The following is a 23,218-nucleotide window of genomic DNA, read 5'->3' as shown; positions in this document are numbered from 1 at the left end:
CATCGAGAACAGTCTGCGCAGCGCTGAGAAGGATGTCTACGCCTAGCAAAAATGGTCGTCGGGTGAATCCACCAGGTCACGGATTCAAGGCACCCTGCGGCGCAGCGGCACACCTCCGGCGAAGAGTTGACCACGCTGGTCCTGAACAGCGCAAACCCCCGCCTCCATGCCCCATTTGAGTGATGTACCGCTGGCTGACCGGGCCACAGCTCCTAGAGCGGCGCAAACACGCGGTCTCGCTTCATCTCATCGGCCACGCTACGCCAGAGCGTCAGGAGGCCCCATCAACAACACCCCCAACCCAATGATCCACCCGAGTGTAGGTCTCTCGGGGAAGTCCGGCCACACCCCCAAGGAGGCCCTCACCCTTGCCAGAGAAGCGACTCAGCAGAGCCCTGCTCTGGTGGTGCGGGCGACTGAGGCGCGCGGATGGGCAGGGGGCCGGAATAACCGAGGCGCCGGGCTTCGGTGCGGTCCGCCTGCGTGACCTCATCGCCTGCGATGCGGGGGAAAGGTAGAGGATGTCTGCGCGTAGGGTGATGTGGAGCTGGCCGTGTTTCGCGACATGCAGGTGCAGGAGTTCCGTCACGGGTGGGGAGGAAATGAGGACGGTGTTTTGTCCGGGAGGGAGCCAGCGGAGGCGGAGCGACGGGGATATCAGACCTTTATTGTGCCGCGTAGGGTGTGTGCATCAAGAGGGTGAGAGAGTAGCTTGGGAGGATGCGTCCTGCTGACCTGACCCCGACCGAGATGGCTGAGTTGTTGGATGCTGCGTACCGGGACGACCGGGGACTGGAAGGGGAAGGCCTGGAGCCGGAGGACCGTCAAGCGCTTGCGGCCTATCTGGGCTCCCATGAGGACGCCCGTGCGGCGGCCTGGGAGGTCTGGCAGGAACTGTTCCCCGACGAGCCGGAGTACGCGGTGAGCGCGGACATTGAGTACTGGTTGGACGTGGAGTTTATCGAGCCTTGATCGGACTGAGCGGCGCGCTCGGCGGCGGCGCATGTTGGATGGGGATACCGAAGTGGTCACCGTCCTGGATGTGCAAGGCGGAAGTGTCCGGGTCCTTCTGCCAGACACGGGCGAGGAAGACTTGCCGTTGTCTTCGCTGCCTTGGGAGGTTCTGGCTGGGGACCGTGTGGGCGTGCGGGTGTGCGAGGGGGATGCGGAGGTGGTGCTCCTCCCGCACCTTGGGGGGATGCAGGCGTGAATCTGGAGTCGCGCGCGACCCTGGGCCCTGGACTGAGCTGAGGCGGGCGCTGTCTGGAGACGACAAAGCGCCCTTGAAGGGCGCTGGAAGCGTGTCTTGCCTGGCTTCAGGGGTAGAGGTCAAATCCCGCTTCGTCCAGGAGCTGCTCGAGGCGTTTCTTGGCCGCGTGGATCTGCGGTATGGTTTCCGCTTCGAAGTAGACCTTGATGGGGCGGCCTGCTCGGGTTTTGCCGAAATCCCAGGTGGTGCCTTCGTAGGCCGGGTCGTCTTTGAGTTTCTGGAGGGCTGCCTTGACGGCTTTTTCGGGGATACCAGCGTGAATGGCCATATCGTCTTTGAGCACGGACCCAAGGGAGTGCACGGGTGTTGCAGCGGAATGTTCGCGTTGAAGGACGGCTGGACGGCCGCTGGAGCGACGGCTGGCGTTCGCGTGGCCCGCCAGGGAACGTGGGAACAACGCTCCCTGGGGCCACAGCTCAGGTGTACCAACGCGGGTCTGACAGTCTTCTGGCAGGGGGATGCCCCCGTTGGGGGTCCCCGTGCGGGTGGACGCTCGTGCCAGCATAAAAGCCCTCGAAGAGGGCTGCCCGCCGACTTCACCCGGTCGGTTCTTGTTGTGGGATGACCTTAGTGTACGCGTGACACCCAGGACAAACATCCACCAAATGGATGAGGTGACTACGCAGTAGCCCCAGAGCAGCGCAACGGGATGGAATAAGGTGATACGACCTGGGTCAGCAACGCCATCACCGTGACGCCGACAGCCGCTGGAATTCGCATCTGGTACGCGAAGGACAGCTCGGAAGCGAATCGGAGGCTGAACAGGGCCGGGATTGGCGAGGAACCCTGCGCGCCGCAGTGCGGCGCGTCGACCATCAACACAAAGCGGGGACCCTCACTCCAGCCCTGCACTGGATCCCGCGTCACCATGGCCTTGCGCAGGACCGGGGAGAGGGGGGGTTTACGAATACAAGCGCGGTATCACACCACGGTGTTGCGGCCGGAGAGTTTGGCTTCGTATAAGCGGGTGTCGGCAAGTTTGAGAAGACGGTCCTGGTCCTGCGCTTCCGGACTCATCACGAACCCCAGGCTGACCGTGAGGTTCAGACCAGCAACAATCTGACTCCAGGCGTAAGCGGCCACCGCCTCACGAATGCGCTCGGCCACCTCCCATGCCCGCGAGGCATCAGGGATGGTCAGGAGAACGGCAAATTCCTCGCCTCCGATGCGTGCCACCATGTCTTCAGGCCGGGTGTACCGCCTCATAATCTGCCCCAGATGAATCAGGACCTGGTCTCCCACCGGATGGCCGAAGCGATCGTTCACATCCTTGAAATGGTCCACGTCAATAAAGGCAATGGCAAACGCTGGGCCGCTTAGCCGTTCGCGCAGGCGAGTCATAAAGTGACGGCGGTTGGCCAGACCCGTCAACCCATCCTCACTGGCTATCCGCGCGAGCTCCTCGGCCTGCTGCTGCACCACGGTATGGGCCAGGCGCAACTCGTCATTGGCCTGACGCTGGAATCTGGACTGCTCCCGTTCACGGTCAAGCTCCTGTTGAACGATGAGCAGTTGTGCGTGGCGGCGCGATTCTTCCAGCTGCACCTTCATCGCCAGCTCGTGGAATTGCTGGAAATGACCCAGGGCCGCCTCAAAATGCCCCTGTTGGGCCAGCGCTTCACTCAATTCCTGATGGGCCAGTTTGCAGGGGCCAAGCAGATTCGAGGACTGCGCGATCTTCAGCCCCACCTCAAGGTGATAGCTCGCCTCGTCCAGGCGACCCAGCCGACGCAAGACGCGGCCAAGGGTCGAGGCAGAAGTGGACGCCAAGTAATGGTCGTGAACCCGTCGTGCAGCTTCAGTGGCGCGAATGAGTTGCTCGTAACCGGTCTGGACGTCACCCACCGTCACCAGATGTTCACCCAGGGTGCAACGGAAATAGGCTTCCCAGCGGTCATACCTTCCGGCAACCGCCTCATCCAATCCCTCCCGGAGAAGACGCTCTCCTTCTTCCAGACGACCCAGTTGCAACAAGGTCTGCCCCAAGTTCTCACGGACCAGGATTCGGGCAAAGTGCAGGTCATGTTCAACCGTGATGGCCAGGGCCTGTTCCAGAAAGGTCATGGCTTCGTGTGGCGTCCCGAAATCATTGAAGTTCGCTCCAACATCACAGAGCAGAACGGTTTTCAGAGACGGCGAAAGCACCTGATTTAGATATTTGAGCACTTCTTCCTGATGAACTAGCGCGTGGCTATAGTTGCCCTCCAGCAGGTGGGCGATCCCCATCAGGCTGTGAGCGTGAACCAGATGCTCCCGGTGACCCGCCTGTTGAGCATGTTGCTGCGCGTAGTACGCCTCACGGAGAATGGTGGGGGTATCGCTGGCACTCACCGCGATCCTGGCAGAAAGACAATGCGCTTGGGCCAGCAGCGCTGGATCACCAGAAGCGGCCGCGAGGCGTGTTGCCACCTGGACGTGCTCAAGGACTTCGGCTGGCTTCTGCTCCAGGAGAGTCCAGGCCAGGGCCAGTCTCGCCCGGACTTCTATTTCTGGGACTGACAGTTCCTGGGCTGTGGCGATCACCTGCTGGGCCAGGGAAGTTCCTCGGGGATCTTCATAAGCACTGCAGCGCTCCACTTCATGCAGTAAACCGTGAAGCGCCTCCATGACCCCCTCTGGCTTTGGAAAGGTGTGCTGCTGTGAGGCGTCAGATACTGGATCGTGGTCTGAATTCAGCATGAGATGCTCCTGACGCTCAAGACTTAAACAAGCTCCTCAGAGGGCCACACTGTCCGGGTCAAGGAAACTCCAGGCTTCCCACTTGAGCTTGATGCTCACCTCATCGTGCGACCACGCGGGTTTGGCAGGACATTAACCCTTCAGCGCATCATACACAGCCACCACGGCAAACAGGCACGCAACAAGTGAGGGTCGCGGCCAGCTTTCCGGACTAAGAGCCTATCCGGAAGATATTGATCTACTGAGAGGCAGTAACGACGACGCAACCGCATCAAGATCAGATCAATGACCAGAACACGCTCTGGGAGGTATCGGACGAGCTTTGGGTCCACAGACCCCTACGGCGTTGTACGGGGACCAGCTTCACGACGCCACCTCGTGCGCAGCGCTGGCCAGGAGGCGAGCCACCAGTTCCCGGATCTCGGCGTTCCGCTCCTCATTCCGCTGTCAGTACTCGCGCAGGTTCGTCCACTGGCCGTACGGGATCTCAAGGAGTGTTCGGAGCCCACAAGGTCGCCAGCACCCTGAAGGAAAGCGTCAACGGCTGAGCAGCAGGACAACACGAGGGGAGGCCCAGGCAGCACGCCCTGGGCCTCCCCTTTCTGTACAACCCTATGGCCGAGTGATCCATGCCTCCCAGCCTGCTCTGGCCTAAGCCCAATTAGAGAAGAGAAACGGGGATTAGCGGCTGTCCTCTGTCGTCTACTCGCAAATTGATGATGTGCTGTGAGTAGGTAGGACCTCACCATAAGGCCATGAACGATTTCTACCGCCACGCCGCCGCTCAAGAGCGCCTCCAGACCCTTCGCCAAGAAGCGAAACAGCAGGACCAGGCGGCCAAGTGCCAGACTCGCAAGACGTTCTGGAGTTGGCAACTCTACGTCATCACTTGGGGCCTGATCATTCAAGCACCGCACTGGGCCTGAAGATGATCCACTCTTTCCCCAAGAGCTCGCGCCAGTACGACATTCAACGCATATTGAGAGCCGGACAAAAGTCATTGGGGGCCGAAAAGCTTGTCTACGAGGGTTTTTTCGGATGGATGTTCCTCGGATTGGCGGGTGGTGTGCCGGGCGAGGTATGCAGCGCTGAGACGTTGCAACCCCAGCAAGATGGTCTTCTTGCCCGGTGGTCGATTCTTGTGGGGGACAGCGCCACCAAGATGAGCGAGCAGCTTCACTTCCGGTGTGTCTACCGTCTCGCCGAGGGTGAAGACAAAGGCAGCGGCGAGCCAGGCCATGGCGACCAGGGTGCGCAGCGCTTCGAACTGCAGGACACGAACCTGTTCCCATCCCAGCGCGGTTTTGGTCCAGGAAAAGACGTCTTTGGTGCTCCAGCGTCTCAGGTACAGTCGCACGACCTGCCCGGCGTGAACGCCGGGCGAGACGGGCAAGCTGGTGAGCAGGGTCCAGCCCTGTTGTTCGCCTTTGGGCCGTGTGGGGAAGTGCAGATGGAGCGCGTGTACGTGGAGTTTGCCCTCGTCCACCCAGACCTCCTGCGCCCGGATCTCCGCTGGGGTTGGCCGCCAGCTGAGCTTCCCCTCCCGCAGGACGGGGCGGGACATCGCGAAGGTGTGTGATACGGGAGCAAGCTGCAACGCAGCTTGCAGGGCCCGGTTTTCCCCCGTGGGCTGCAGACGAACGCGCCGCTCAACATGCTGTGCACGAATGACGAAATCGACCTTGAGCCGCCTCAGTCGCTTCAAGACCTTCAGGTCATCGAAGCCTCGGTCCAGGACAAAGATAATGCGCACCACACCCACTTCGCGCAGTGACCGCGTGATCTGCCTCAACGCTTCGAGCACGACCGCGTTCTCACTCAAAAAACCAGGACTCCGCGTGCTGTACGTGCGGTGATACAGCAGGCTTTGACGCCCGTCGGGCGTCAGCCCGATGGCGTTGAGGGTGTGGTATCCAGGAACAAGGTTGCCCTTCAGATCCCGCACCACATCCAGATGTTCCAGTTTCTGGCTGTGGGGCTTGCGGAGGTCTGAGCCATCGAGAACCACCACCACTTCCGCCTCACCTGCGACACGCTCTGCTCCCTGTGCCTGGAGCCGCTCGGTCAACGTCTCTGCATTCAGCTCGGTCCGCTGATTCTGGTGATGAATCAACCGTCGCAACCGGCGCTCAGCGTGGGGCGTCACCCCCATACTGGGTGTGACCCGAGCCATCTGCCGTACCCGTGTTGATCCACTCGCCAGGATCCCAGCGACCGCGCCGCAGAACCCCGCAAAGAGCCGTCGATCACCAAACAGACTCCGATACGGCTGGACAAAAGCATCGAGTCCAGCCACTTCCACCGGCGCTGACACCCTCATCCCCTGAATATGCAGACTTTTGTCCGGCTTTTAAACGCATAACCTTGACTACGTGTGTATATGACGCTAACTTAGAGAAATCAAGGCGGCCCTCGGGTCGCCTTCTTCGTTGACTAAGCCCCGTTCGGACAGGGACTTCGCAGATACAGGGCACTCCCAAAGCTGCCCTCTGCACAGAGGCAAAACTCACTTAATGATAAGATTTGGATACTGCTGACCTTCAGCTCTATCCCCTGGTCTTGAAGTCACCAATGGATTCTCCCCAGAACGACACTTCGAGAACGGAGGGGCACTATGAGCCTCCGAGATAATGTCAGCACCACCAATACTGCCTCGCAACAAGACGTGACCGCTTCACTCCAGGAGCGCATCCTCATCCTCGAAGGTCAGCTCCGCGCTTCCGAAAACCTGCGCGTCGAAGCCCAGGACCTTTTTCAGCACGCTCCCAACGTCGCGTTCATCCTGACGGCCGAGGGATGCATCCTCGATTCCAACCTGCAGGCCTGTACCCTACTCGGCTCTTCCCAGGAAAATTTAATGGGCCGACGCCTGAGTGGGTTCTTGTCCCCCACCGCCCAAACGGCCCTGGTGCGTCTGCTCAAGCAGGTGTTCAATTCCTCCACGTACCAGACGGGCGAACTTCAATTCCTGGGCGCTGAAGGACAGGTGCTCGACGTTGCCGTGGAAATCGTGCCCTGCAAAGGTGAGCGGGCCATCCCCTCCTGTCACCTCACACTGACGAACATCACCCCGTTCAAGGAAGCGCACCGTACCTTACTGGACTCCACAGCCTCCCTGGACCGTCAGGCCCAGGAGCACGCTATCCAGCTTCGGGTGATGAACGAGGAGTTCAACGAAGTGTTCACCGCGACCAGCAGGGAGTTGCAAGACCACCTCGCGCGCGTTCACAACGTCCTCGGCCGCCACCGGAACGAGCTGATGGAGGGGCAGCTGTGTCCCCACCTGGACGCGGCCAAACAGGTGCTCTTCAAAAGCGGAGAGGTCCTGAGCTCGGTCGGTCAGTACGTTCAGGCTCGGCAACTCCGCATGAGGTTGCGAAGTGTGGATCTCAACCGGGTCCTGGGGGAAGTGCACAAGGACCTGCAAAGTCAGCTGAGGGACCGGGACGTGCACTTCACCTCCATGACCCTTCCAGTGGTGCAGGGGGACAGCCAGGCCTTACAGATGATCCTGCGGGAATACCTCAGCAACGCCTTAAAGTTCACGCGCAACCGGGAGCAGGTTCGGGTGCGTATTCGGGTGGAAGAGACCGAGACAGCGCATCTGATCGGGGTAGAGGACAACGGCGTGGGGTTCAATATGCGCTCGAAAGACAAGGCGTTTGAGCTGTTCGGGCGGCTGCATCCTGGCGAGACCTATGAAGGCACGGGACTCGGCCTCGCGGTGGTGAAGCGGTTGTGCGAGCGCTTCGGAGGCCGGGCGTGGGGCGAGGGAAGAGTGGGCCAGGGCGCGACCTTCTGGTTCGCCTGTCCCAAGGAACCCCGTCTGCTTGCCTGACAGCAGGACCAGTCGTCCCGCTCAGGACTCAGCGAATACGTTGGACTTCCCGTGCATAGCGGTCTATAATACTCAACATCAAAGGCGGCCTCCGGGTCGCCTTCTTTGTTGCCTGCTGTCGGGTTCTACAGCTCACAGGGACTGGATGAAGCTGTTCTCATCCTCTCAATGAAGCAACTCAAGACCCCTTGAAGGCCATTAAATGGAGCAACCGCGTCTCGCACGCATACTCTGGCCGAAGGGCAGCGTCCACCTTCTGAAAAACGGACGTGCGAGTGGGGCGGAAGTAGGTCCTCAAGCCGGTTCGAGTCCAGTAACCCACACCCTCAGAGGCGATCCAAGCGGTCGCCTTCTTCTTTGCTTTAAGCCCAGTTAGAGCAGAGAATTATGGATAGAGGTTAACTTCAGGAGTGTGGTTACTCACCAGAAGACCTGGACTTTCTTGCTGTTGGACTGCGGTAAAGTCGAACGCGTGCGACCTTTCGAGCCTCGTGATCACGACGTGTGTCTTGCCCTACTAGCCAGCAACACACCTGAGTTCTTTGCACCTCAGGAGCAGGCAGACTACGTTCGTTTCCTGCGCACACACCAGGAAACATACTTCGTTCTGGAACGGGATGGAGAGGTCGTGGCATGCGGTGGCGTGGCACTCTTTCCAGATGACGCGGCCGGCATGCAACTGGACGTTAACTCAGCAGGATTGACATGGGGAATGGTTCGCCGGGACCTGCACGCGCAAGGCATCGGAACAGCGTTGCTCGAAGCACGCCTGGGATGGCTCAGGACGCATGCACCTCAGGTTAGGGAGGTACGCCTCGCGACAAGTCAGTTCACCACGGAGTATTACGCGCGCCGTGGGTTCCAGGTGAGGCACGTCACTCGGGATGGGTTCGCGCCAGGCGTGGACGCGATTGAAATGCGACGTGTGATTAAGTAGCTAGCGGGAGAAGAGAGGATCATATGGCGATGCCCCAGGTGGCCCTCTCAACTGCTCCTCGAAGGTCGGCCTTGGAAGCGTGATGTCGGTGCGGGAGGTCGTGGTATTTGAGCTTTCGCCACTGTCCCTCCATGGGGCCCTGTTCAGGGCTGTAGGGCGGAAGATAAGCGACGACCAGCCCCTGTGCTTTCCACCTTTGGCGATGTTGACCCACCTCAGCGCTGATATGAATGCTCGCCTGGTCCATCAGCAGTACCGTGGGACAGGCCGGATCGGCCTGCTGGGCCAGCGTGTCCACAAAGGCGACGGTATCGGTGGCTTTGGTATTGCCTTCGATTTCACGGTAGAGGACTTTGCCACTGGCAAAGTCCACACAGCCCATGAGATTCAGACGCGCGGTGATACCGCGGGCCTTGCTGGTGGGCACTTCCATCGGACAGCCGATGGGTCGCCAGGTGTAGGTATTGGGCTGAGTCAGCCAGATCGCCGCCTCATCGAGAAAGAGCAGCCGATGGAGATTGTTCAGCGCCCCTTTTTTACGACCTCCAGGTCGTTTCGGAAGGCTACTTTCTGTTTGGGGTCCGCTTGCCCCGCCACGACATATCGGGTGCGTTGCCAGCTCATCCCCGCCGCACGCAGTTGATCGCGCAGGGCGGTTCGACCGATGGTGACACCGTGCTTCTGGGCGATGTATTCGGAGAGGGTTCGTGAATTCCATGTCCGCTCACCGCTCTCGAGCTGTTCTCGAACATCGGCCAGAATCTCCGGGGTCAAGCGGCTTTGTCGCCCCGGATGGACGCGCTCCTTGAGCGCGTCCAGACCACCCCGTTGGTAGAGCCGGATCGTCGAGTAAACCCGGGCTGCACTGAGCAAACCAAGGGCTTGGATCTGGAGGGCCGAGAGGCCCTGGTGGGTGTGCCACAAGGCGAGATACCTTTTGCGTTCGCACGGCAACGAAGTCGAAGCCCACATCAAGCGGCGGAGTGCGGTCACATCTTCAGGGGTGAGCGAGGGGGCGAGGCGTCTGATTCTTCAATCTCCTCCCGTTAGCCACTTACCTAAACCAACTTAGCGACAACAGCCTTATCGGAAATTCGCGTTGCTAGAAGAGTTTGAAGATCTACCCTCTCTTGGGCTTCGACTCTTTCTCCAGCATAGGCGAGGGTGTCGGTTGACCAATGATAACCTTCGCCACTTCTGCTGCTACCGAGCTAGCCACTTCTCCCACCGAAGCGGGTTCGTTCCTACGCCGTTCCATAAGTCGTCGCTGAACTTCAGCCGTGCGGCGCTCTTCAGGCGTCGGACCAGGATGACTTGGCTGACCGATCAAAGCCAAGAAAATTTCTCGAACAACTGCCCTAAGCGCACCCAGAAATGACTTCATAGTTGAACTTATCAGGATTATTTTGCTCTTGAATGAAGGAGATTTTACCCAGATAAAACTCCTACTTTTTCTCCTCTCTAAGGTCAATTAGAGAAGCAGTCGCTTCAACAGTTTGTTGTGGTTGATCCATACGCCCACTTCTGGCATATAGCCAGGTACCACTGGGGTGAGCCACACCGGCCCCGGCCCTACTGGAGGTTGATATGAGACATGCCTCGAAATTAGGGGGACGGTCGTCAGCGCGTGTTCCCGAATACGGTTATCCCCACACGCCCTCTCAGCGCTGCAGTCCTCGCGGTGCTGGGGGTGCTCACGGGCGGTTGAGACAGGCCGTCCTCACGACGGGCTGCACGCCACCGCTTAGGCTTCTGCAACCAATTGTGCGTCAGCTTTGAGAGACCCTGCCAATTGTGCTGCAGGGCCAGGACTCTTCTGCACGGGTCGCGCGTGGTCCAACCGCCGCCACGACAGTGAGGTCACGACACAACCCGACCTTCTGGTGGGTCAATTGCGTGCTGTTACCAGCCCGCCCTGCGTCGTTGACGACGGGGGCACGGCCGACAGGTTCCACGGCGCGGGGTACGAAGTGCGGCGCGGTGCTGATCACCGCTTGGAGTGGGTTCGTGCTGGCGGATGTCGCCTGCTCCGAACAGTGCACGGTGTAGGGTACGGCTTGAAAATGCCAGGCCAAGTTTGCCCTCCTGTCCTGCCCTAAAGAACGCCCGGAGTGAACCACCTCAGTCCAGCCTTTGTCTCCTCCTTGGCCCGCACTTCAGCTCGGATCATCAGAAAAGGCTCCGACGCCATTCTTGCCGCCGTGCTTGACGCGGTACATCGCCTCATCGGCCCGCTGCTGCAACGTTTCCAGGCTCTCGCCATCCCCCGGAGCCACCGCGATTCCAATCGAGGCCGTGACCTCCACCTCGCGGTTCCCCAGCGTGAACGGCACGGCGAGTGCCTCCAGTAACTTCCGTCCAACCCGCCCTGCATCCGGCGCGCTCCGCAAGTGCCTGAGCAGGACCGTGAACTCGTCGCCGCCGAGGCGGGCCACCAGATCGTCCCGCCGCACACTCGTCTTCAGGCGCGACGCCATCTGCCGCAGCAGTTCATCGCCCGCGTCGTGCCCTAGGGTGTCGTTGATGACTTTGAACCGGTCGAGGTCGATAAACAGCACCGCCACTTGACCGTCACCCCGTTCGCGCAGGGCCTGCTCGGCCTCGGCCTGAAAGTGCGCCCGGTTCGCCAGGCCCGTAAGGGTGTCGTGGGCGGCGCGGTGGGCCAGCAATTCGCGGTCCTGACGCAGGGCGCTGTTGTCCTGGGAGAGCCGCTCCGAGCGCAGGCGCTGCATCTCGGCCTCGCGCTTCAGGGTCTCCATCTGGAACTGGGCCGTCAACATCCTCGTCTTGCGGTCCACGTTCTCGGTGTGAATGAGGCGCTCCAACTCATGGTGGGCGCGCAGGTGCTGCAGCGCCAGCATCCCCTCGCCCTGCGCCTCGTACAGGTCCGCCAGGGCGGCGTGGGCCTCCACCTCCACCGTTTTGATGTGAAACTCCGTGGCCAGCGCCAGCGCCCGCTGAACCAGCGGCAAGGCCAGCGTGCCGTGGCCCTGCCGCAAATGCACCCGCCCCAGGGTCAGCAGCAGCGAGCAGGCGTAGTTCCGTTCTCCGATCTCCTCGGCGAGCGTCAGGGTCTCGCCGGCGAGCATCAGCGCCTCTTCAGTACGCTCCAACTCCAGCAGGCTCCGGGCGCAAAACGACCGCAGCACCACCTCGTGCTGCCGCAGCCCGGCGCGGCGAATCTCCGGAAGGTGGTGCTCCGCCACGGCGAGGGCGGTGGTGTGGTTGCCCAGCATGTGGTAGTCCACCACAATATTGACGCGGGCACTCGAGAGGCTGGTGGGGTCGCCGCCACGCTCGGCCACCTCCGCCGCTTCCTGATGAACGCGCAGGGCCTCGGCGTGGTCACCCAGCTTGGCCCGCAACACACCGATGTTGCTCAGCGCCCGCCCCTGCCCCACCTCGTCGTCCGCCGCCTGCGCCAGGTGCAGGCTCTGGAGGTACAGCTCCAGTTCCCCAGCGTAATCGGCGCGTTGATGGGCCACCAGCCCGAGTCCATTGACTGCGCGGGCTTCCAGCTTACGGTCCCCGGTACGCTGCGCGAGGCGGTGCGCGGACCAATAGGTGGCCTCCGCCGCCTCGTGGTTGGCCTGGAAGTACAACACTCCGGCTTGGAGGCACAGCGCCTGTCCCTCGGCCCAGCTGTCTCCGGCTCCGCGCGCCTCCTGGGCGACTTCCGCCGCGAGTTGGGCAGCCAGAGGAGCGTCACTCACCACAAGCGGGTCAATCTCAGCCAGCCGCACCTGGAAAGCTGAAGCTCTGGGAGACGGGGACGCAGAAACCATATCCAACAGGCTAGGCGAGGAGCCGTCACACAGCTCTTGCACGCTGGACCGCCTCTTGCGGTCCAGGCGGCGAGGGCGATGCAGGTGGGTGTGAAGTGCGCGTTGGTGTCTCCTGTCGTGGGAGCTCATCTCCATCTGCGCAAAACCAAATAATCATCAGACTGGTTGAATGAAGCTTTGGGCCTGTGTCTGTTGTGCCACCTCGATTACTCGCCTTGTTGCGAACCGTTCGCCCAATATACCTCCACTACATGGATGTCTCCCGAGTTCATCACGGTGCTTGAACGTCTGTATGTTTGGGAATGAGGTGCGAGCCATGGACAGCTTCTGAAGTGGGCAGACCAGCGCCGATATCAGTCACCACGAATAACCGCGAATAGATAGCGTAGTTTTTGGACGTCGTCTACAGTGGTTGCCCGTTTGCTGAACTTGCCGTTGTGACGTTCTGTGTTCAATGCACCCCTTAAAACCAGACCGTTACATCAGGGCGGTCCGGCCTCCCAACGTCCATCCTCGAACGTCAAGGTAAGCGGTTGGGCGCCTACCGTCACCACGTTCCACACGGCCATGAATGCTGCGAGGCGCATCTGCTCCTCAAAGGTGTTCACGTACAGCCCATCCAGTCGAACGACCACGATTTGGAAGCAGCTGGTGACTCCCTGTGTGCGGGCGTGGTCTAAGGCGTCACGACATCCTTGGACTGCACCTTGTACCTAATCCCTCGCCTGGTCCACCGCCAAATCGAAGCCATTCCCCCGAATCATCAAGTGTTCTGAGAGCTCAATGATGTCTTGGTCTGGCTGACTGGCTGGCTCCACCTCGACAGCCACCTTGCCGTAGTGTCCCCGGCCACCGCCCTGTCGTGCCAACACGAACTCTCCAATGGGCATACGCAGACTATTCTGCCTCACAGGATGGCCTGCAGTCACGGGCGGCAGGAACAGAACGAATCCACTCTACACGTCGTTTTAGGTTGGTTTTAAGTACGTTTCGCTAAACGGCTTCCCTGATCTCACGACGGCCAGTCCTGTCCGTAACAATTTATGGCCAAGCGCAATCAATGCCACCTTAGGAGGCTTTCCATTGGCTCTTAATCGACGATAGAAGTCGCCCAGATGCCCTTTGTTTCGTGTGGCACTCAAGGCAGCAAGATACGCCGAGCGCCTCAGGTGAGCATTCCCCATCTTTGAGATGCGCCCTCGACCATGGACACTCGTACCTGACTGAAACGGAGAGGGAGCAATGCCAGCATGCGCCGAGATTTGCTTGCCGGTCTCCACCACCGCAAACCCATCCGTTTCCGCTAGCACCGATGCTGCCGTGATTAATCCGAACCCAGGAACGCTGGTCAATAATTCAAAGGTCGCATATAACGTATCATCGGAACGGATGATTGCTTGGATGACCGTTTCAAGCTCTAAAATCTGCTGCTTGGGCAAGGCGATGCGGGTACTCAGCAATGCCGCAACCGTCTAGCTTTCATCCTGCCGACGTTCTGAAGCGTGCAATCGGTTCTGATCCTGATTCAGCGCTTCACACAACGCCGTGCGTTCACGAAAGAATTGCTTGAGTTCCCGCAATGCTGTACTTGGCGGGAACCAAGATTTTGGCTGCATAATTGCGCCGTATAGAGAAATACAGGTCATCCGGAAATAGGTTACTGTTTTGGCTGAGGGTCGTGTGGTACGCTAAAAAGGTGTGACTGACAGACGAGCAATGGTCCATCCTCGCTCCCTTGTTACCTCCACCCGAAAAGAAAACCCGAAGCGGCCGTCCGTTTCGGGGAGATAAAGAACTGCTCGAAGGCATGTTGTGGGTGCTAAGAACAGGAGCGCAGTGGGCAGAACTTCCTCGCCCCGATTACCCTCCGAAGTCCACGTGTTTCGAGCGCTTTCAAGAATGGAATGAACGTGGCGTGTTTCCCAATGTATTGGGCCGTTTATACGAATTATTGGAGGATCAAGCGCTTCTTGATCTCCGCGAAGCTTTTATCGACGGTACCTTCAGTGCCGCGAAAAAGGGAGCGCTGATGTCAGTCCCACGAAGAAAGGCAAAGGCACCAAGATCATGATCATGGTGGACGCGAGCGGTATACCGCTCGCTGTTCATACTGAAAGTGCGAGTCCTGCCGAAGTGACCCTGGTGCACGACACCCTGGAAGCCTCTTTTGGCATGGACTTCCTCAAACGACTCATCGGGGACAAAGCGTATGACAGTGATTCTCTGGATGCGGAACTTGCTGCTCTGGGGATCGAGATGACCCGCGCCAAATCGCAAGAACCGGAAGAAAAAGACGCAGGATGGACGACCACTGCGTCGTTACAAGCGACGCTGGAAGGTGGAACGCACGACCTTATTGACTGCAGTCATTCAGGCGTGTTCGGACACGAGATGAGCGCAAAGCCCAGAACTTCCTGGGCTTCGTCCAGCTCGCCTGCATCCTCATCCTGCTCCGTCGGATTTCTAGTGGAGGTAACGTCTCATAAGGGACTTTACTTTACGTTAATTCAAGTGAACAACTGCCACCACTATGGCGAGCCAAGCGGGTCACCCACGCTCAGAGTGTCAACCTCATCCCTTGAGCACCGGGGGTAGCGGCTTTGATGCGGCTCTCCCCCGGCAGGACCTAAGCCATGAGGTCTGGTCCGTGAGAGCGGTACAGCGCCTGCGCTCAGGCACGCGCTCTCCGAAGGGTGAACTCAACTCTGTGTCGTGGTCCTCACCTGTACGGCCGCAGTAACTCTACCCCTTGCCCCCAATGTGTACGGCGCTTCCCTCCTCCAGAACGGACAAGGAAACTCACAACATGCTGTTTCACACCACTCCATTATCCCGTGGTGGCCGGCACTCTGGGAAGCGAGAACCCAAAGGTTGCTCCCATACCCTCTGAACTGCGCGCCCAGACGTTCCCCCCGTGCCGCATAACAATGCGGCGCACATTCGCCAACCCAACACCCTCACCCTCAAATACGTCCGACCGGTGCAACCGTTGAAACACACCAAACAGCCTCCCTGCATACGCCTCATTATTGATACCGGCTGAAGTTGCGGACGTTAGAATGGGTGGATGACGGACCGTTGGCTGCCCTCGCGCCTGACGCGAGCTCAACTTGAAGAACGTCGACTGCACTTCCTCAAGCTGCTCGAAACTGGGCAATACAGCAGCAAGGAACTCGCGGAGCTTCTGGGTGTCTCCATGAGTACTCTGCGCACCTGGAGGCACCTCCTGCGGCACCAGGGTCCAGGTGCACTGCAGGCCACCATCACCACGGGGAGAGTGCCAGCACTCTCCGGAGAGCAGCGAGAGACCCTGAAGCGACTGCTCAACGAAGGCGCACAGGTGCATGGCTTCCCCGACGCGAGCTGGACGACCCCGCGCGTCCGGGAGGTCATCGGTCGTCACTTCGACATCTGGCATCATCGCGACCACGTTCGGAGAATCCTGCACCAGTTGGGCTTCTCCCGCCAGAAGCCCGATCAACGCGCGCTGGAACAGAATCCCGAAGCGGTGGCCACCTGGATTCAGACCGTCCTGCCCGAGATCAAAAAAAAGTAACGGCGGGAGCGACCCTGGTCTTCCTGGATGAGGTGGGGTTCAGCCTGAAAGGCACGGTGAAGCACACCTGGGCGCTGCGCGGCCACACGCCCGTGGTGTATGGCAAAGCCAGCTGGGACAAGGTGTCGACTATCGGTGCACTCACCACTGCCGGCCAGTTCCTGCAACACACGCAACACGGCGCGTTCAAGAGTCCGGACGTGATTCGCTTCCTGCAGCACGTGTTGACGCACGTTCCAGGAGAGGTCGTGGTCGTCCTCGACAACGCCGGCATCCACAAATCGAAGGCCGTCACGGCCTTCGCAACAGGTGAAGCACGGCTGTCTCTGCAATATCTCCCGCCGTACGCTCCGGAACTCAATCCCATTGAACTGGTGTGGGCCTATGTCAAGCGCAACGTCCTGGGGAACTTCTGTGCACGGACACTGAAGGAATTGAAGGCGCGCCTCAAGGTTGGATGGGCGCGCGTCCGGTATGTCCGACTCCCTGCTCGCCTCCTCCACAGCTACCTTCCGTCCTAAACTTCAGCCGAGATCAATAAAGCCCACCCCGTTGTCCCGCACTTCCATCACCCACCCGTCGGGCCGCTCCTCCCCCCACACCTCGATCCGAGTGCCCTCACGTTGCCGGGTGTACTTCATTGCATTGGACAACAGATTCATCAGGACCTGCCGCAATAACGCTTCATCCGCCATCACCACCGGGATTGGATGGATCACCCAGGTGATATCGCGGTCCGCCGCCTCTCCCTGCAATTCAGACCTCAGATTCTCGATCAAGCGCTCCACATTCACAGGTCCAACCCGCATGTCCTGGTGAGAGGTGCGGGACAACTGCAACAAGGCCTCAATCATGGTGTCCATGCGCCCAGCAGTGTCTTCCACCACCTGGAAGTACCGGGCAGCTTTTCCCGTCAGTTGCCCTTCCACTTCCCGCTTCAGGAGGCTGAGAAAGCCCCGCATGTGCCGCACCGGAGCCCGGAGGTCATGCGAGACCGACAGGGTAAAGACGTCCAGTTCCTCATTGGCACTTTGCAGCGCGTGCGCTTGTTCCGTCATGGTCACCTGCTGCGTCTCAAGGACTACTTTTTGCGCTTCCAGCTCGCGGGTTCTGGCCGTCACCTGCCCTTCCAGGTTCTGCAGGAGGCGGACCCGACCAAACGCGATGGCACACTGAGCGGCAAGAATGCGGACGAACCGCTGCTCTTCAAGCGTGAAGTGGTGAGGTTCCTGGAAATCCAGCACGATGACGCCAAGAGGACGGCGGTCCAAAAACATAGGCAGGACCGCCGTGGCCGCCACCGGAGCCGTTGCGCCCATGCGGGCTTCGAGGTTCGGGTACTTCTTCACCAGGTCCTGCACTTCCGGGAAGAACAAGGCCCCGCCGATCCTGAGGGCTTCCGCTGCGGGGCCGTCGTCCTCGACCAGTGCACTTTGCCAGATGGAAGCGTCACCCTCGGGATACCCGAGCAAGGCCTCACGTTCCAGGCGCTGCCCCTCACGGTCCGCGAGGAGTACGGTGGCCGTGCTGGCTCTAAGGGCGTCCAATGCAGGGTGCAAGACGGCTTCAAAGACCATGTCCTGCGTGTTGGCCGCTGCGAGCACTTCAGTGATGTGCTGCAGCCGCTCACCGAGGGCCTGAGCTGTAAGCGGCGTGGGCGGGGTCGTCACCTACCCACAATAAAGGTGAGCGGGCCTTCTTCAGGAACAGCCTGAAGAAGGCTTACGGACAGTTCTGAAGTGTCATAACACTTTACAAAGCGAACGTAAACCCAGATCAGGACGCGCGGCGATCAACTTGTCCCAGGAGGGTCTGTAATGTACTGAGCAAGGCTGCGTTGTCCAGAGGCTTTTCCAGGTACGCCTCGGCGCCGGCTGCCTGGACAACCGCCACCTCCTCAGGGCGGACTCCGGCACTCCACAGCACCACGCGCGCCCCTCCCAGCGTGCCCTTCAGGGCCTGTAACACCTCAAGCCCATTCAAGCCGGGCATGTACATGTCCATCAGGAGGACGTCGGGAGCAGGGGCGGATTGAAGCCGTTTTAGGGCCTCTTGACTCTCGAAAATGACTTCCAGGTGAACGGGGAATCCCAGGGTATCCAGGGCCAACTGCACCAGGTAGATGTCGATGGGACTGTCATCCACCAGGAGAAGGGAAACTGGAGTGCGAGGGGACACGGTTCCAGGTATACCGGAAGTCCCGTGACTGCAGTCTTACGCGCAGTCCTGGAGGAAACTGCCCAGCAGGGTGACGAGGGCTCGGTACGAACTGGGCTTTTGCAGGTACGCTTTTGCTCCAGCGTCAAGCACGCCTTGTACGTCTCTGGCCTGCCAGCCGGAACTCCACACCACCACTCGCATGCCCCGCATGTTGCCGTTCAGGGCTTGCAGCACCTCCAGCCCATTCATGCGGGGCATGTTGACGTCCAAAAGGACGAGGTCCGGGTCAGGTCCGGTTTGCAACGCTTCGATGGCTTCGACACCATCTCGCGCGACTTCCATTTTGAAGGAGGCTCCAAATTCTGCGAGGGCAGACTCGACCAGGAACACGTCGGTGTCACTGTCGTCGACCAAGAGCAGCGAGCACACAGCGGCACCAGGAATCACAGCATAAATTTACACTCCGTCAACCCTTCGAGGCTGATCCTGCTTTCATTCCGGAGAGGAGAGGGGGAAGGGTCTGGGATCCGTACGTCTTGAACCTGTGAGGTTTTTTCCGTTTCTGGAATGTTACCTCCAGCGCAGTTTCCAGCGTAATTCCTGTTCCACGCCTGATGGTCTGCCCAAGTCGCTCGACCCTACCGTCTTGAGACCCCGACCGTTCGCTTGACGTGGGGAGAGGACGATCATTCCTCCGTTCAGCTGACGGACGAACGCCCAGCGTTCTCGCCTGGCTCACCCTGTTCGAGCGAACGTTTCGGCCCTGGTCAGGGGACTGAACGCCAGTCCTTGCCAGTTCGAATCCGGCCCAGACCACCAGCGCTCTATGTCGCCCTGCATGGGAAGAACAGCGTGGGGCATCGACCCAGGCCCACCACGTGCGTGAGGCCAGGGCACATCTGTTTCAAGGAGGTCCGCCATGTTGCCCCAGCAGCCCGGCGGGCCATACACGACTGCTGTTCCTCCTGAGGAGGTCCCCATGCAGACCTGACCTACCTCGTCTTGCTGGCGGTTTGTGCAGGGCGCGTTCTGCTGGCGCGCCCGTAACTCCATGCCCCTTGCAGACACACGCGCTTTCAGGCACGGCACGGTTCGACTCTGGGGGCGCACCGCTCAGCGCCAGGTCAGCACGTAATGACGCGGCCTAACGCTTCAAGCAGGTCTTGATAGGTTCTCGGCTTCTCCAGGTAGAGGTGCACGCCCGCTGCCTGGGCCTCCACGGCATCCAGTGGACTGAATGCCGAACTCCACAACACCACCTTCACCTTGGTCAATCCCACACCCAGCGCCTCCATGACGCCCAGGCCACCCACCCGCGGCATGTGAATGTCCATCAGCACGACCTCCGGTAGAGGTCGCATTTGTAAGCGCTTCACCGCTTCCTCGCCACCGAGGACCACTTCCAGCTGCCCTAAAAACTGCAGTTCCTCTAACGCCGTTTCCACCAGTACGACGTCTAAGGCATTGTCCTCGACCAAAAGGACGGAACAGGGTGGGAGTAGAAGGGGCATCGGACACGACTATAGGGGTACCCCTCCGCTTCCGCCCTACCTGGTTCCTTGGGTCAGTGATTTCAGGAGCGCCAGCAAGTCGCTGTAATGGGTGGGTTTGCGCAGGTACGCCTCGGCTCCGGCGGCCATGACCGCTGGCTCATCCTGCGCTTTCCAGCCTGAACTCCACAGGACCACGCGCGTGCCGCGCAGAGTGTGCCCGAGCTTGAGCAGCACCCCGAGTCCTGTCAGGGCCGGCATGTTCATGTCCATCAACACCAGGTCTGGCGTGGGCCCGTTTTTCAAGCGTGCCAACGCCCGCACACCGTCGTGCGAGACCTCCACCTTCACGGGCGCATTCAGTTCATCCAGGGCCATCTGCGCCAGAAGAACGTCCGCCGGATCATCGTCAACCAAGAGTAAGGAGAACGCACTTGGATGAGCATCCACAAGGTGAGCTTACTGCAGGACCGTCCCAATCCCGTCGTTCCCCCAATCAGGTGCTTGTGAGCAATACCATAGGGCGCCATTCACAGTCGTTCGTTTCCTCCCTCTTCATGAATTGCTGGGGGGACAGCCCCAGGTGCATCCCTATTGCCCGGGTGACCCGAAACGCACTCCCAAGCTGGATTGTTCCTCCTGCAACAGATCGCGCTGGATCTCCCCGTGTATGTCGTGCGGCTGCTCCAACGTTGGCCAAGAGCAGTCCTGCGTCGGGTCTCCCACGATGGCCTGCGGCTTGAGGCCCTGATCGCTGGAGTAACCGCCTACGTCACCGCCTTCGAGCGCAATGGGCAAGCCCACCTGGTGTTGGTGGCCGTCAGCCCTTTGCACCCCCTTCGCAGTATCCCAAAGCCGCCCCGGCGACACCACCTTGAGCCCTCGATGCCTGCACCATCCGTCCGGAAACGGAAGAAGGGGAAGCGGGCGAAATCATACCAGTGACCCTACTCAGAACCCTGTTCCCGTCTCTCAGGAGGACTCGCATGACTATTTTACACGCACAAGGCATCACGCTTACGACACTCAAAATATCTTTAGGCTCTAAGTTATGAGGGCGCGCAATCGGGTACGCCATTTCTGATAGAACCACCTAAGTAAAATAAATAAGTCCGCCAGATGGGGTCGCCGCCTATGGTGTGACCTCATGTCCCTGACTTTCAAAGAGCGTCTCGACCGTTACGCCGCTTTGCTCATCCATATTGGAGTAAACCTCCAGGCCGGGCAACGCCTGCTGCTTAGCACGGATCTGGAATGTGCGCCCCTCGCCAGGCTGATTGCCAAGCACGCTTATAAAGCGGGTGCACCGCTGGTAAACATTATCTGGAACGACGCGTATACCGCTCGCGTCCGCTTCCAGCACGCTGCGCCGGACTCCCTTTCCACGTTTCCGCAGTGGCGCGCTGACCTGTGGCGGGAAACGGCTGAGCGCGGGGACGCATTCCTGCACGTGACGTCCGACGATCCAACGCTCCTGGCGGATATCGACCCCGACTTGATCGACCGGGAGCGGAGGGGCCGTCAGGGGCCCCTCCGCCCCTTCACGGAACTGATGCGCAAGAACGCCTTCGCGTGGTGCCGCGCTGCAGCCCCCAGTACCGCCTGGGCCACCCGAGTCTTCCCAGAACTGCCTGCCGACGCTGCCGTTGCGCGGCTCTGGGACGACGTCTTCACCGCCAACCGCGTGGATGAGCCAGACCCCGTACAGGCCTGGCGTGATCACCTTGCAGAGCTTGCCCGCCGGGCCGACGCGCTCAACGCACGTCGGTACCGAGCAGTCCACTTCCAGGGACCCGGCACAGACCTTGAAGTTGGCCTGGCCGATAGCCATGTATGGGTCGGTGGTGCCTCGCTGACGCCAACGGGCGTGTTTTTTGCCGGGAACTTACCCACGGAGGAGCTCTTCACAGCTCCACATCGCGCGGAGGTACGAGGCACCGTGCGCGCGACCAAGCCACTGAGCCTGTCTGGCACGCTGATTGAGGACATCGAACTGTATTTTGAGGAGGGCCGCATTGTCGAAGCGCGGGCTTCAAAGGGTGAAGAGGCCTTGCAGCGGGCACTGGGTACGGACGAAGGCGCGCGCTTTTTAGGTGAGGTCGCTCTCGTCTCTACCCAGTCCCCCGTCTCTGCGACGGGCACGCTTTTCCTCGACAGCTTGTACGACGAGAACGCTGCGTGCCACCTCGCCTTTGGGTTCTCGTTCAGTGAGAACTTCGAGGGTGGGAGTGATCTCAGTCCGGAGGAGATCACCGCACTTGGCGGCAATGACAGCCTGACGCACGTGGACTTCATGATTGGCAGCACCAGCGTGGACGTGGACGGGATCACTGCGGACGGCACCCGAGAGCCGCTTCTCCGCAGCGGAGAGTGGGCTTTTTAAGAGTGCAACACCGCCTCACTTTCACAGGGCCTGAAGAACCAAGACCTTATCAATGGGGGAGCTGACTCCATTGGCTTCCGGTTCGGGCCAGCCAAATGAGGCCGTTGAAGATGGAGCGGGCATCCCGTATGGGATGCCCGCTCTTTTTCCTGGGTTTGCTGATGAACAGCCCAGGGGCCAAATGTAGCCAGTGGGTCACTTGTCACGGGCGTAGGCTTTCAGACCTCTCGATTATGAGAGAGCAGAAATTCGTCCTGACCGAGATTCCTCCCAACATCTCTATTCTTGGGAAACCGTCCGTGACAAGTGACCCACCAGGCCTTGTTTGGAAGAGTGATGGCAATGTGGGAGGTCGTAGTATGTGGGTTTGCATCACGGTCGCTTCAACAAAAGAAAGAGCAACTGCGTGAAGTTGAGTTAAGGTAATTGGGGAAGATGTTCTCAAAGCAGTTAACTCACGTTCGTCTCCTCAGCCACTGATGCCCTGCCCGCTCTGGGATGCTGATATGACCATGTCAACCTCTAATTCTTTAGGTATACGCAGGGGAATGGTCCCCTCACCCTGCGCCCTCGATTTCGCTCAGCTTCTCTATATCCAACAGGAGGCGCAGAACCGGGCTCAAACGTACCTGACTGAACTGCAAGCTCAGATTCAGGTGGCCCTGGAACACCGCGGGTATCGGGACGTCGACTTCCAATTGCTCGGGCATTCCCTTTCCACACAGGAAGTGGCGGGCGCTGCGGTGCTGCTGATCTCGATGCGTCTGCCGCTCGACGGATTGAAGAGCCCGGTGTTCAAAGTACAGCTCCCGCTAACCGTGACCTACGCTGGCAAACTCATCGTGCAAGGCGCCCAGGTGAACGGATTCAACGTTCCTGAGCCCTTCTGTCATCCTCTGGGGCCGGATACCGCGCAAGTGGCCGAGATGCTCGTGCAGGGTTTTTCCCAGCGGTACATGGAGCATCTGCTGCACTCTGCCGGACGGTCGCCCCTGATGACCCTGCAGAGCGCCTGAGAAAGGAGGAGAAATGACGGACCAAAGGGATGAGCAGGAAGCAGCGATGGAGAACAGCGCCGTGCAAGACGGTAAGGCCGGAAGGGCCGGGGAGGTCCAGGCGA

General features: G+C 60.0%; 24 protein-coding genes and 1 pseudogene. 9 read left to right on the top strand and 16 right to left on the bottom strand.

The annotated features are described in order from the left end of the window. Positions 1 to 720 precede the first annotated feature (720 nt). Both B9A95_RS10970 and B9A95_RS10965 read left to right on the top strand, forming a co-directional pair. Positions 721 to 972, top strand: a complete 252-nt coding sequence (locus B9A95_RS10970; RefSeq protein WP_084046005.1) for a hypothetical protein — start codon at positions 721 to 723, stop codon at positions 970 to 972. 31 nt (positions 973 to 1,003) lie between these two features. Further along, positions 1,004 to 1,210 carry a hypothetical protein gene (locus B9A95_RS10965; protein WP_084047322.1) on the top strand — a complete coding sequence of 69 codons (207 nt, stop codon included), beginning with the start codon at positions 1,004 to 1,006 and terminating at the stop codon, positions 1,208 to 1,210. Positions 1,211 to 1,316: 106 nt separating this feature from the next. Here the strand turns inward: B9A95_RS10965 and B9A95_RS10960 are convergent, their stop codons facing one another. Further along, positions 1,317 to 1,553 carry a hypothetical protein gene (locus B9A95_RS10960; RefSeq protein WP_084047730.1) on the bottom strand — a complete coding sequence of 79 codons (237 nt, stop codon included), beginning with the start codon at positions 1,551 to 1,553 and terminating at the stop codon, positions 1,317 to 1,319. Positions 1,554 to 2,191: 638 nt separating this feature from the next. Beyond that, complete coding sequence (locus tag B9A95_RS10950) at positions 2,192 to 3,601, bottom strand: GGDEF domain-containing protein (RefSeq protein WP_170928591.1); 1,410 nt, start codon at positions 3,599 to 3,601, stop codon at positions 2,192 to 2,194. A gap of 1,103 nt (positions 3,602 to 4,704) precedes the next feature. On the opposite strand from B9A95_RS10950, the gene B9A95_RS33585 reads away from it, so the two are divergent. Beyond that, the gene (locus B9A95_RS33585; RefSeq protein ID WP_170928590.1) at positions 4,705 to 4,875 is read left to right on the top strand and encodes a hypothetical protein; all 171 of its coding nucleotides are present in this window, start codon (positions 4,705 to 4,707) and stop codon (positions 4,873 to 4,875) included. A 71-nt stretch (positions 4,876 to 4,946) separates the two neighbouring features. On the opposite strand, the gene B9A95_RS10945 is transcribed toward B9A95_RS33585, so the two are convergent. After that, positions 4,947 to 6,269 (bottom strand): transposase, encoded by a 1,323-nt coding sequence (locus B9A95_RS10945; protein ID WP_139806682.1) that lies wholly within the window; start codon positions 6,267 to 6,269, stop codon positions 4,947 to 4,949. Between the two features lie 294 nt (positions 6,270 to 6,563). On the opposite strand from B9A95_RS10945, the gene B9A95_RS10940 reads away from it, so the two are divergent. Both B9A95_RS10940 and B9A95_RS10935 read left to right on the top strand, forming a co-directional pair. Then, on the top strand, positions 6,564 to 7,787 hold the full coding sequence (locus tag B9A95_RS10940; protein WP_084047314.1) for an ATP-binding protein: 1,224 nt from the start codon (positions 6,564 to 6,566) through the stop codon (positions 7,785 to 7,787). 412 nt (positions 7,788 to 8,199) lie between these two features. Beyond that, positions 8,200 to 8,724: a GNAT family N-acetyltransferase gene (locus B9A95_RS10935; protein WP_342744583.1), complete on the top strand. Its 525-nt coding sequence runs from the start codon at positions 8,200 to 8,202 to the stop codon at positions 8,722 to 8,724. A gap of 19 nt (positions 8,725 to 8,743) precedes the next feature. On the opposite strand, the gene B9A95_RS33580 is transcribed toward B9A95_RS10935, so the two are convergent. The 6 genes from B9A95_RS33580 to B9A95_RS10915 all read right to left on the bottom strand — a co-directional run bounded on the left by B9A95_RS33580 (position 8,744) and on the right by B9A95_RS10915 (position 13,948). Then, a complete protein-coding gene (locus B9A95_RS33580) occupies positions 8,744 to 9,232 on the bottom strand; it encodes a transposase (protein WP_425429939.1) in 489 nt (162 codons plus the stop codon). Positions 9,233 to 9,246: 14 nt separating this feature from the next. After that, complete coding sequence (locus tag B9A95_RS10925; protein ID WP_084047312.1) at positions 9,247 to 9,717, bottom strand: helix-turn-helix domain-containing protein; 471 nt, start codon at positions 9,715 to 9,717, stop codon at positions 9,247 to 9,249. A gap of 1,163 nt (positions 9,718 to 10,880) precedes the next feature. Then, positions 10,881 to 12,509 (bottom strand): diguanylate cyclase domain-containing protein, encoded by a 1,629-nt coding sequence (locus B9A95_RS10920; RefSeq protein WP_170928589.1) that lies wholly within the window; start codon positions 12,507 to 12,509, stop codon positions 10,881 to 10,883. A 482-nt stretch (positions 12,510 to 12,991) separates the two neighbouring features. After that, positions 12,992 to 13,144 carry a hypothetical protein gene (locus B9A95_RS33575; RefSeq protein ID WP_170928588.1) on the bottom strand — a complete coding sequence of 51 codons (153 nt, stop codon included), beginning with the start codon at positions 13,142 to 13,144 and terminating at the stop codon, positions 12,992 to 12,994. A gap of 78 nt (positions 13,145 to 13,222) precedes the next feature. Continuing rightward, the gene (locus B9A95_RS33570; RefSeq protein WP_170928587.1) at positions 13,223 to 13,381 is read right to left on the bottom strand and encodes a hypothetical protein; all 159 of its coding nucleotides are present in this window, start codon (positions 13,379 to 13,381) and stop codon (positions 13,223 to 13,225) included. A gap of 96 nt (positions 13,382 to 13,477) precedes the next feature. Next, positions 13,478 to 13,948 carry a transposase gene (locus tag B9A95_RS10915; protein WP_170928586.1) on the bottom strand — a complete coding sequence of 157 codons (471 nt, stop codon included), beginning with the start codon at positions 13,946 to 13,948 and terminating at the stop codon, positions 13,478 to 13,480. A 263-nt stretch (positions 13,949 to 14,211) separates the two neighbouring features. On the opposite strand from B9A95_RS10915, the pseudogene B9A95_RS10910 reads away from it, so the two are divergent. After that, a pseudogene (locus B9A95_RS10910) lies at positions 14,212 to 14,995 on the top strand (IS5 family transposase). Positions 14,996 to 15,336: 341 nt separating this feature from the next. Here B9A95_RS10910 and B9A95_RS35365 read toward each other — a convergent pair. After that, positions 15,337 to 15,639: an ATP-binding protein gene (locus tag B9A95_RS35365; protein WP_425429935.1), complete on the bottom strand. Its 303-nt coding sequence runs from the start codon at positions 15,637 to 15,639 to the stop codon at positions 15,337 to 15,339. Between B9A95_RS35365 and B9A95_RS34565 the strand changes: the two genes are divergently transcribed. Continuing rightward, positions 15,577 to 16,586, top strand: a protein-coding gene (locus B9A95_RS34565; RefSeq protein WP_425429899.1) for an IS630 family transposase whose coding sequence is annotated in 2 segments (ribosomal slippage) — positions 15,577 to 16,051 and positions 16,051 to 16,586 — 1,011 coding nt in all. Because the reading frame shifts where the segments join, the coding sequence is not laid out codon by codon here. The genes B9A95_RS35365 and B9A95_RS34565 overlap by 63 nt on opposite strands. A gap of 3 nt (positions 16,587 to 16,589) precedes the next feature. Here the strand turns inward: B9A95_RS34565 and B9A95_RS10895 are convergent. The 5 genes from B9A95_RS10895 to B9A95_RS10875 form a co-directional block, all read right to left on the bottom strand. After that, complete coding sequence (locus B9A95_RS10895; protein WP_084047306.1) at positions 16,590 to 17,735, bottom strand: sensor histidine kinase; 1,146 nt, start codon at positions 17,733 to 17,735, stop codon at positions 16,590 to 16,592. 106 nt (positions 17,736 to 17,841) lie between these two features. Beyond that, a complete protein-coding gene (locus B9A95_RS10890; protein WP_170928585.1) occupies positions 17,842 to 18,210 on the bottom strand; it encodes a response regulator in 369 nt (122 codons plus the stop codon). A gap of 69 nt (positions 18,211 to 18,279) precedes the next feature. Beyond that, the gene (locus tag B9A95_RS10885; RefSeq protein ID WP_170928584.1) at positions 18,280 to 18,672 is read right to left on the bottom strand and encodes a response regulator; all 393 of its coding nucleotides are present in this window, start codon (positions 18,670 to 18,672) and stop codon (positions 18,280 to 18,282) included. A 677-nt stretch (positions 18,673 to 19,349) separates the two neighbouring features. After that, positions 19,350 to 19,736, bottom strand: coding sequence for a response regulator (locus B9A95_RS10880; protein ID WP_084047300.1), 387 nt, complete (start codon positions 19,734 to 19,736; stop codon positions 19,350 to 19,352). Positions 19,737 to 19,772: 36 nt separating this feature from the next. Continuing rightward, positions 19,773 to 20,132: a response regulator gene (locus tag B9A95_RS10875; RefSeq protein WP_084047298.1), complete on the bottom strand. Its 360-nt coding sequence runs from the start codon at positions 20,130 to 20,132 to the stop codon at positions 19,773 to 19,775. A 730-nt stretch (positions 20,133 to 20,862) separates the two neighbouring features. On the opposite strand from B9A95_RS10875, the gene B9A95_RS10865 reads away from it, so the two are divergent. Next, entirely contained in the window at positions 20,863 to 22,098 is a 1,236-nt protein-coding gene (locus tag B9A95_RS10865; protein ID WP_084047295.1) for an aminopeptidase, read from the top strand. A 49-nt stretch (positions 22,099 to 22,147) separates the two neighbouring features. On the opposite strand, the gene B9A95_RS37065 is transcribed toward B9A95_RS10865, so the two are convergent. Then, positions 22,148 to 22,297 carry a transposase gene (locus tag B9A95_RS37065; protein WP_084047293.1) on the bottom strand — a complete coding sequence of 50 codons (150 nt, stop codon included), beginning with the start codon at positions 22,295 to 22,297 and terminating at the stop codon, positions 22,148 to 22,150. Positions 22,298 to 22,646: 349 nt separating this feature from the next. Here B9A95_RS37065 and B9A95_RS10855 point away from each other — a divergent pair, with 349 nt between their 5' ends. After that, on the top strand, positions 22,647 to 23,114 hold the full coding sequence (locus B9A95_RS10855) for a hypothetical protein (protein WP_139806680.1): 468 nt from the start codon (positions 22,647 to 22,649) through the stop codon (positions 23,112 to 23,114). Positions 23,115 to 23,218 lie beyond the last annotated feature (104 nt).

Origin of the sequence: Deinococcus hopiensis KR-140 (genome assembly GCF_900176165.1) — a bacterium.
Classification (GTDB): Bacteria; Deinococcota; Deinococci; order Deinococcales; family Deinococcaceae; genus Deinococcus; species Deinococcus hopiensis.
This window is presented reverse-complemented; position numbering and strand designations above follow the sequence as displayed.

Excerpts from the sequence above, each read along its gene's own strand:
- B9A95_RS10940 (WP_084047314.1), top strand. The coding sequence starts at position 6,564 with ATGAGCCTCCGAGATAATGTCAGCACCACCAATACTGCCTCGCAACAA.
- B9A95_RS10965 (WP_084047322.1), top strand. The coding sequence starts at position 1,004 with ATGTTGGATGGGGATACCGAAGTGGTCACCGTCCTGGATGTGCAAGGC.
- B9A95_RS10970 (WP_084046005.1), top strand. The coding sequence starts at position 721 with ATGCGTCCTGCTGACCTGACCCCGACCGAGATGGCTGAGTTGTTGGAT.
- B9A95_RS10880 (WP_084047300.1), bottom strand. The coding sequence starts at position 19,736 with ATGCCCCTTCTACTCCCACCCTGTTCCGTCCTTTTGGTCGAGGACAAT.
- B9A95_RS10920 (WP_170928589.1), bottom strand. The coding sequence starts at position 12,509 with ATGGTTTCTGCGTCCCCGTCTCCCAGAGCTTCAGCTTTCCAGGTGCGG.
- B9A95_RS10865 (WP_084047295.1), top strand. The coding sequence starts at position 20,863 with ATGTCCCTGACTTTCAAAGAGCGTCTCGACCGTTACGCCGCTTTGCTC.
- B9A95_RS33585 (WP_170928590.1), top strand. The coding sequence starts at position 4,705 with ATGAACGATTTCTACCGCCACGCCGCCGCTCAAGAGCGCCTCCAGACC.
- B9A95_RS10945 (WP_139806682.1), bottom strand. The coding sequence starts at position 6,269 with ATGAGGGTGTCAGCGCCGGTGGAAGTGGCTGGACTCGATGCTTTTGTC.
- B9A95_RS10855 (WP_139806680.1), top strand. The coding sequence starts at position 22,647 with ATGGTCCCCTCACCCTGCGCCCTCGATTTCGCTCAGCTTCTCTATATC.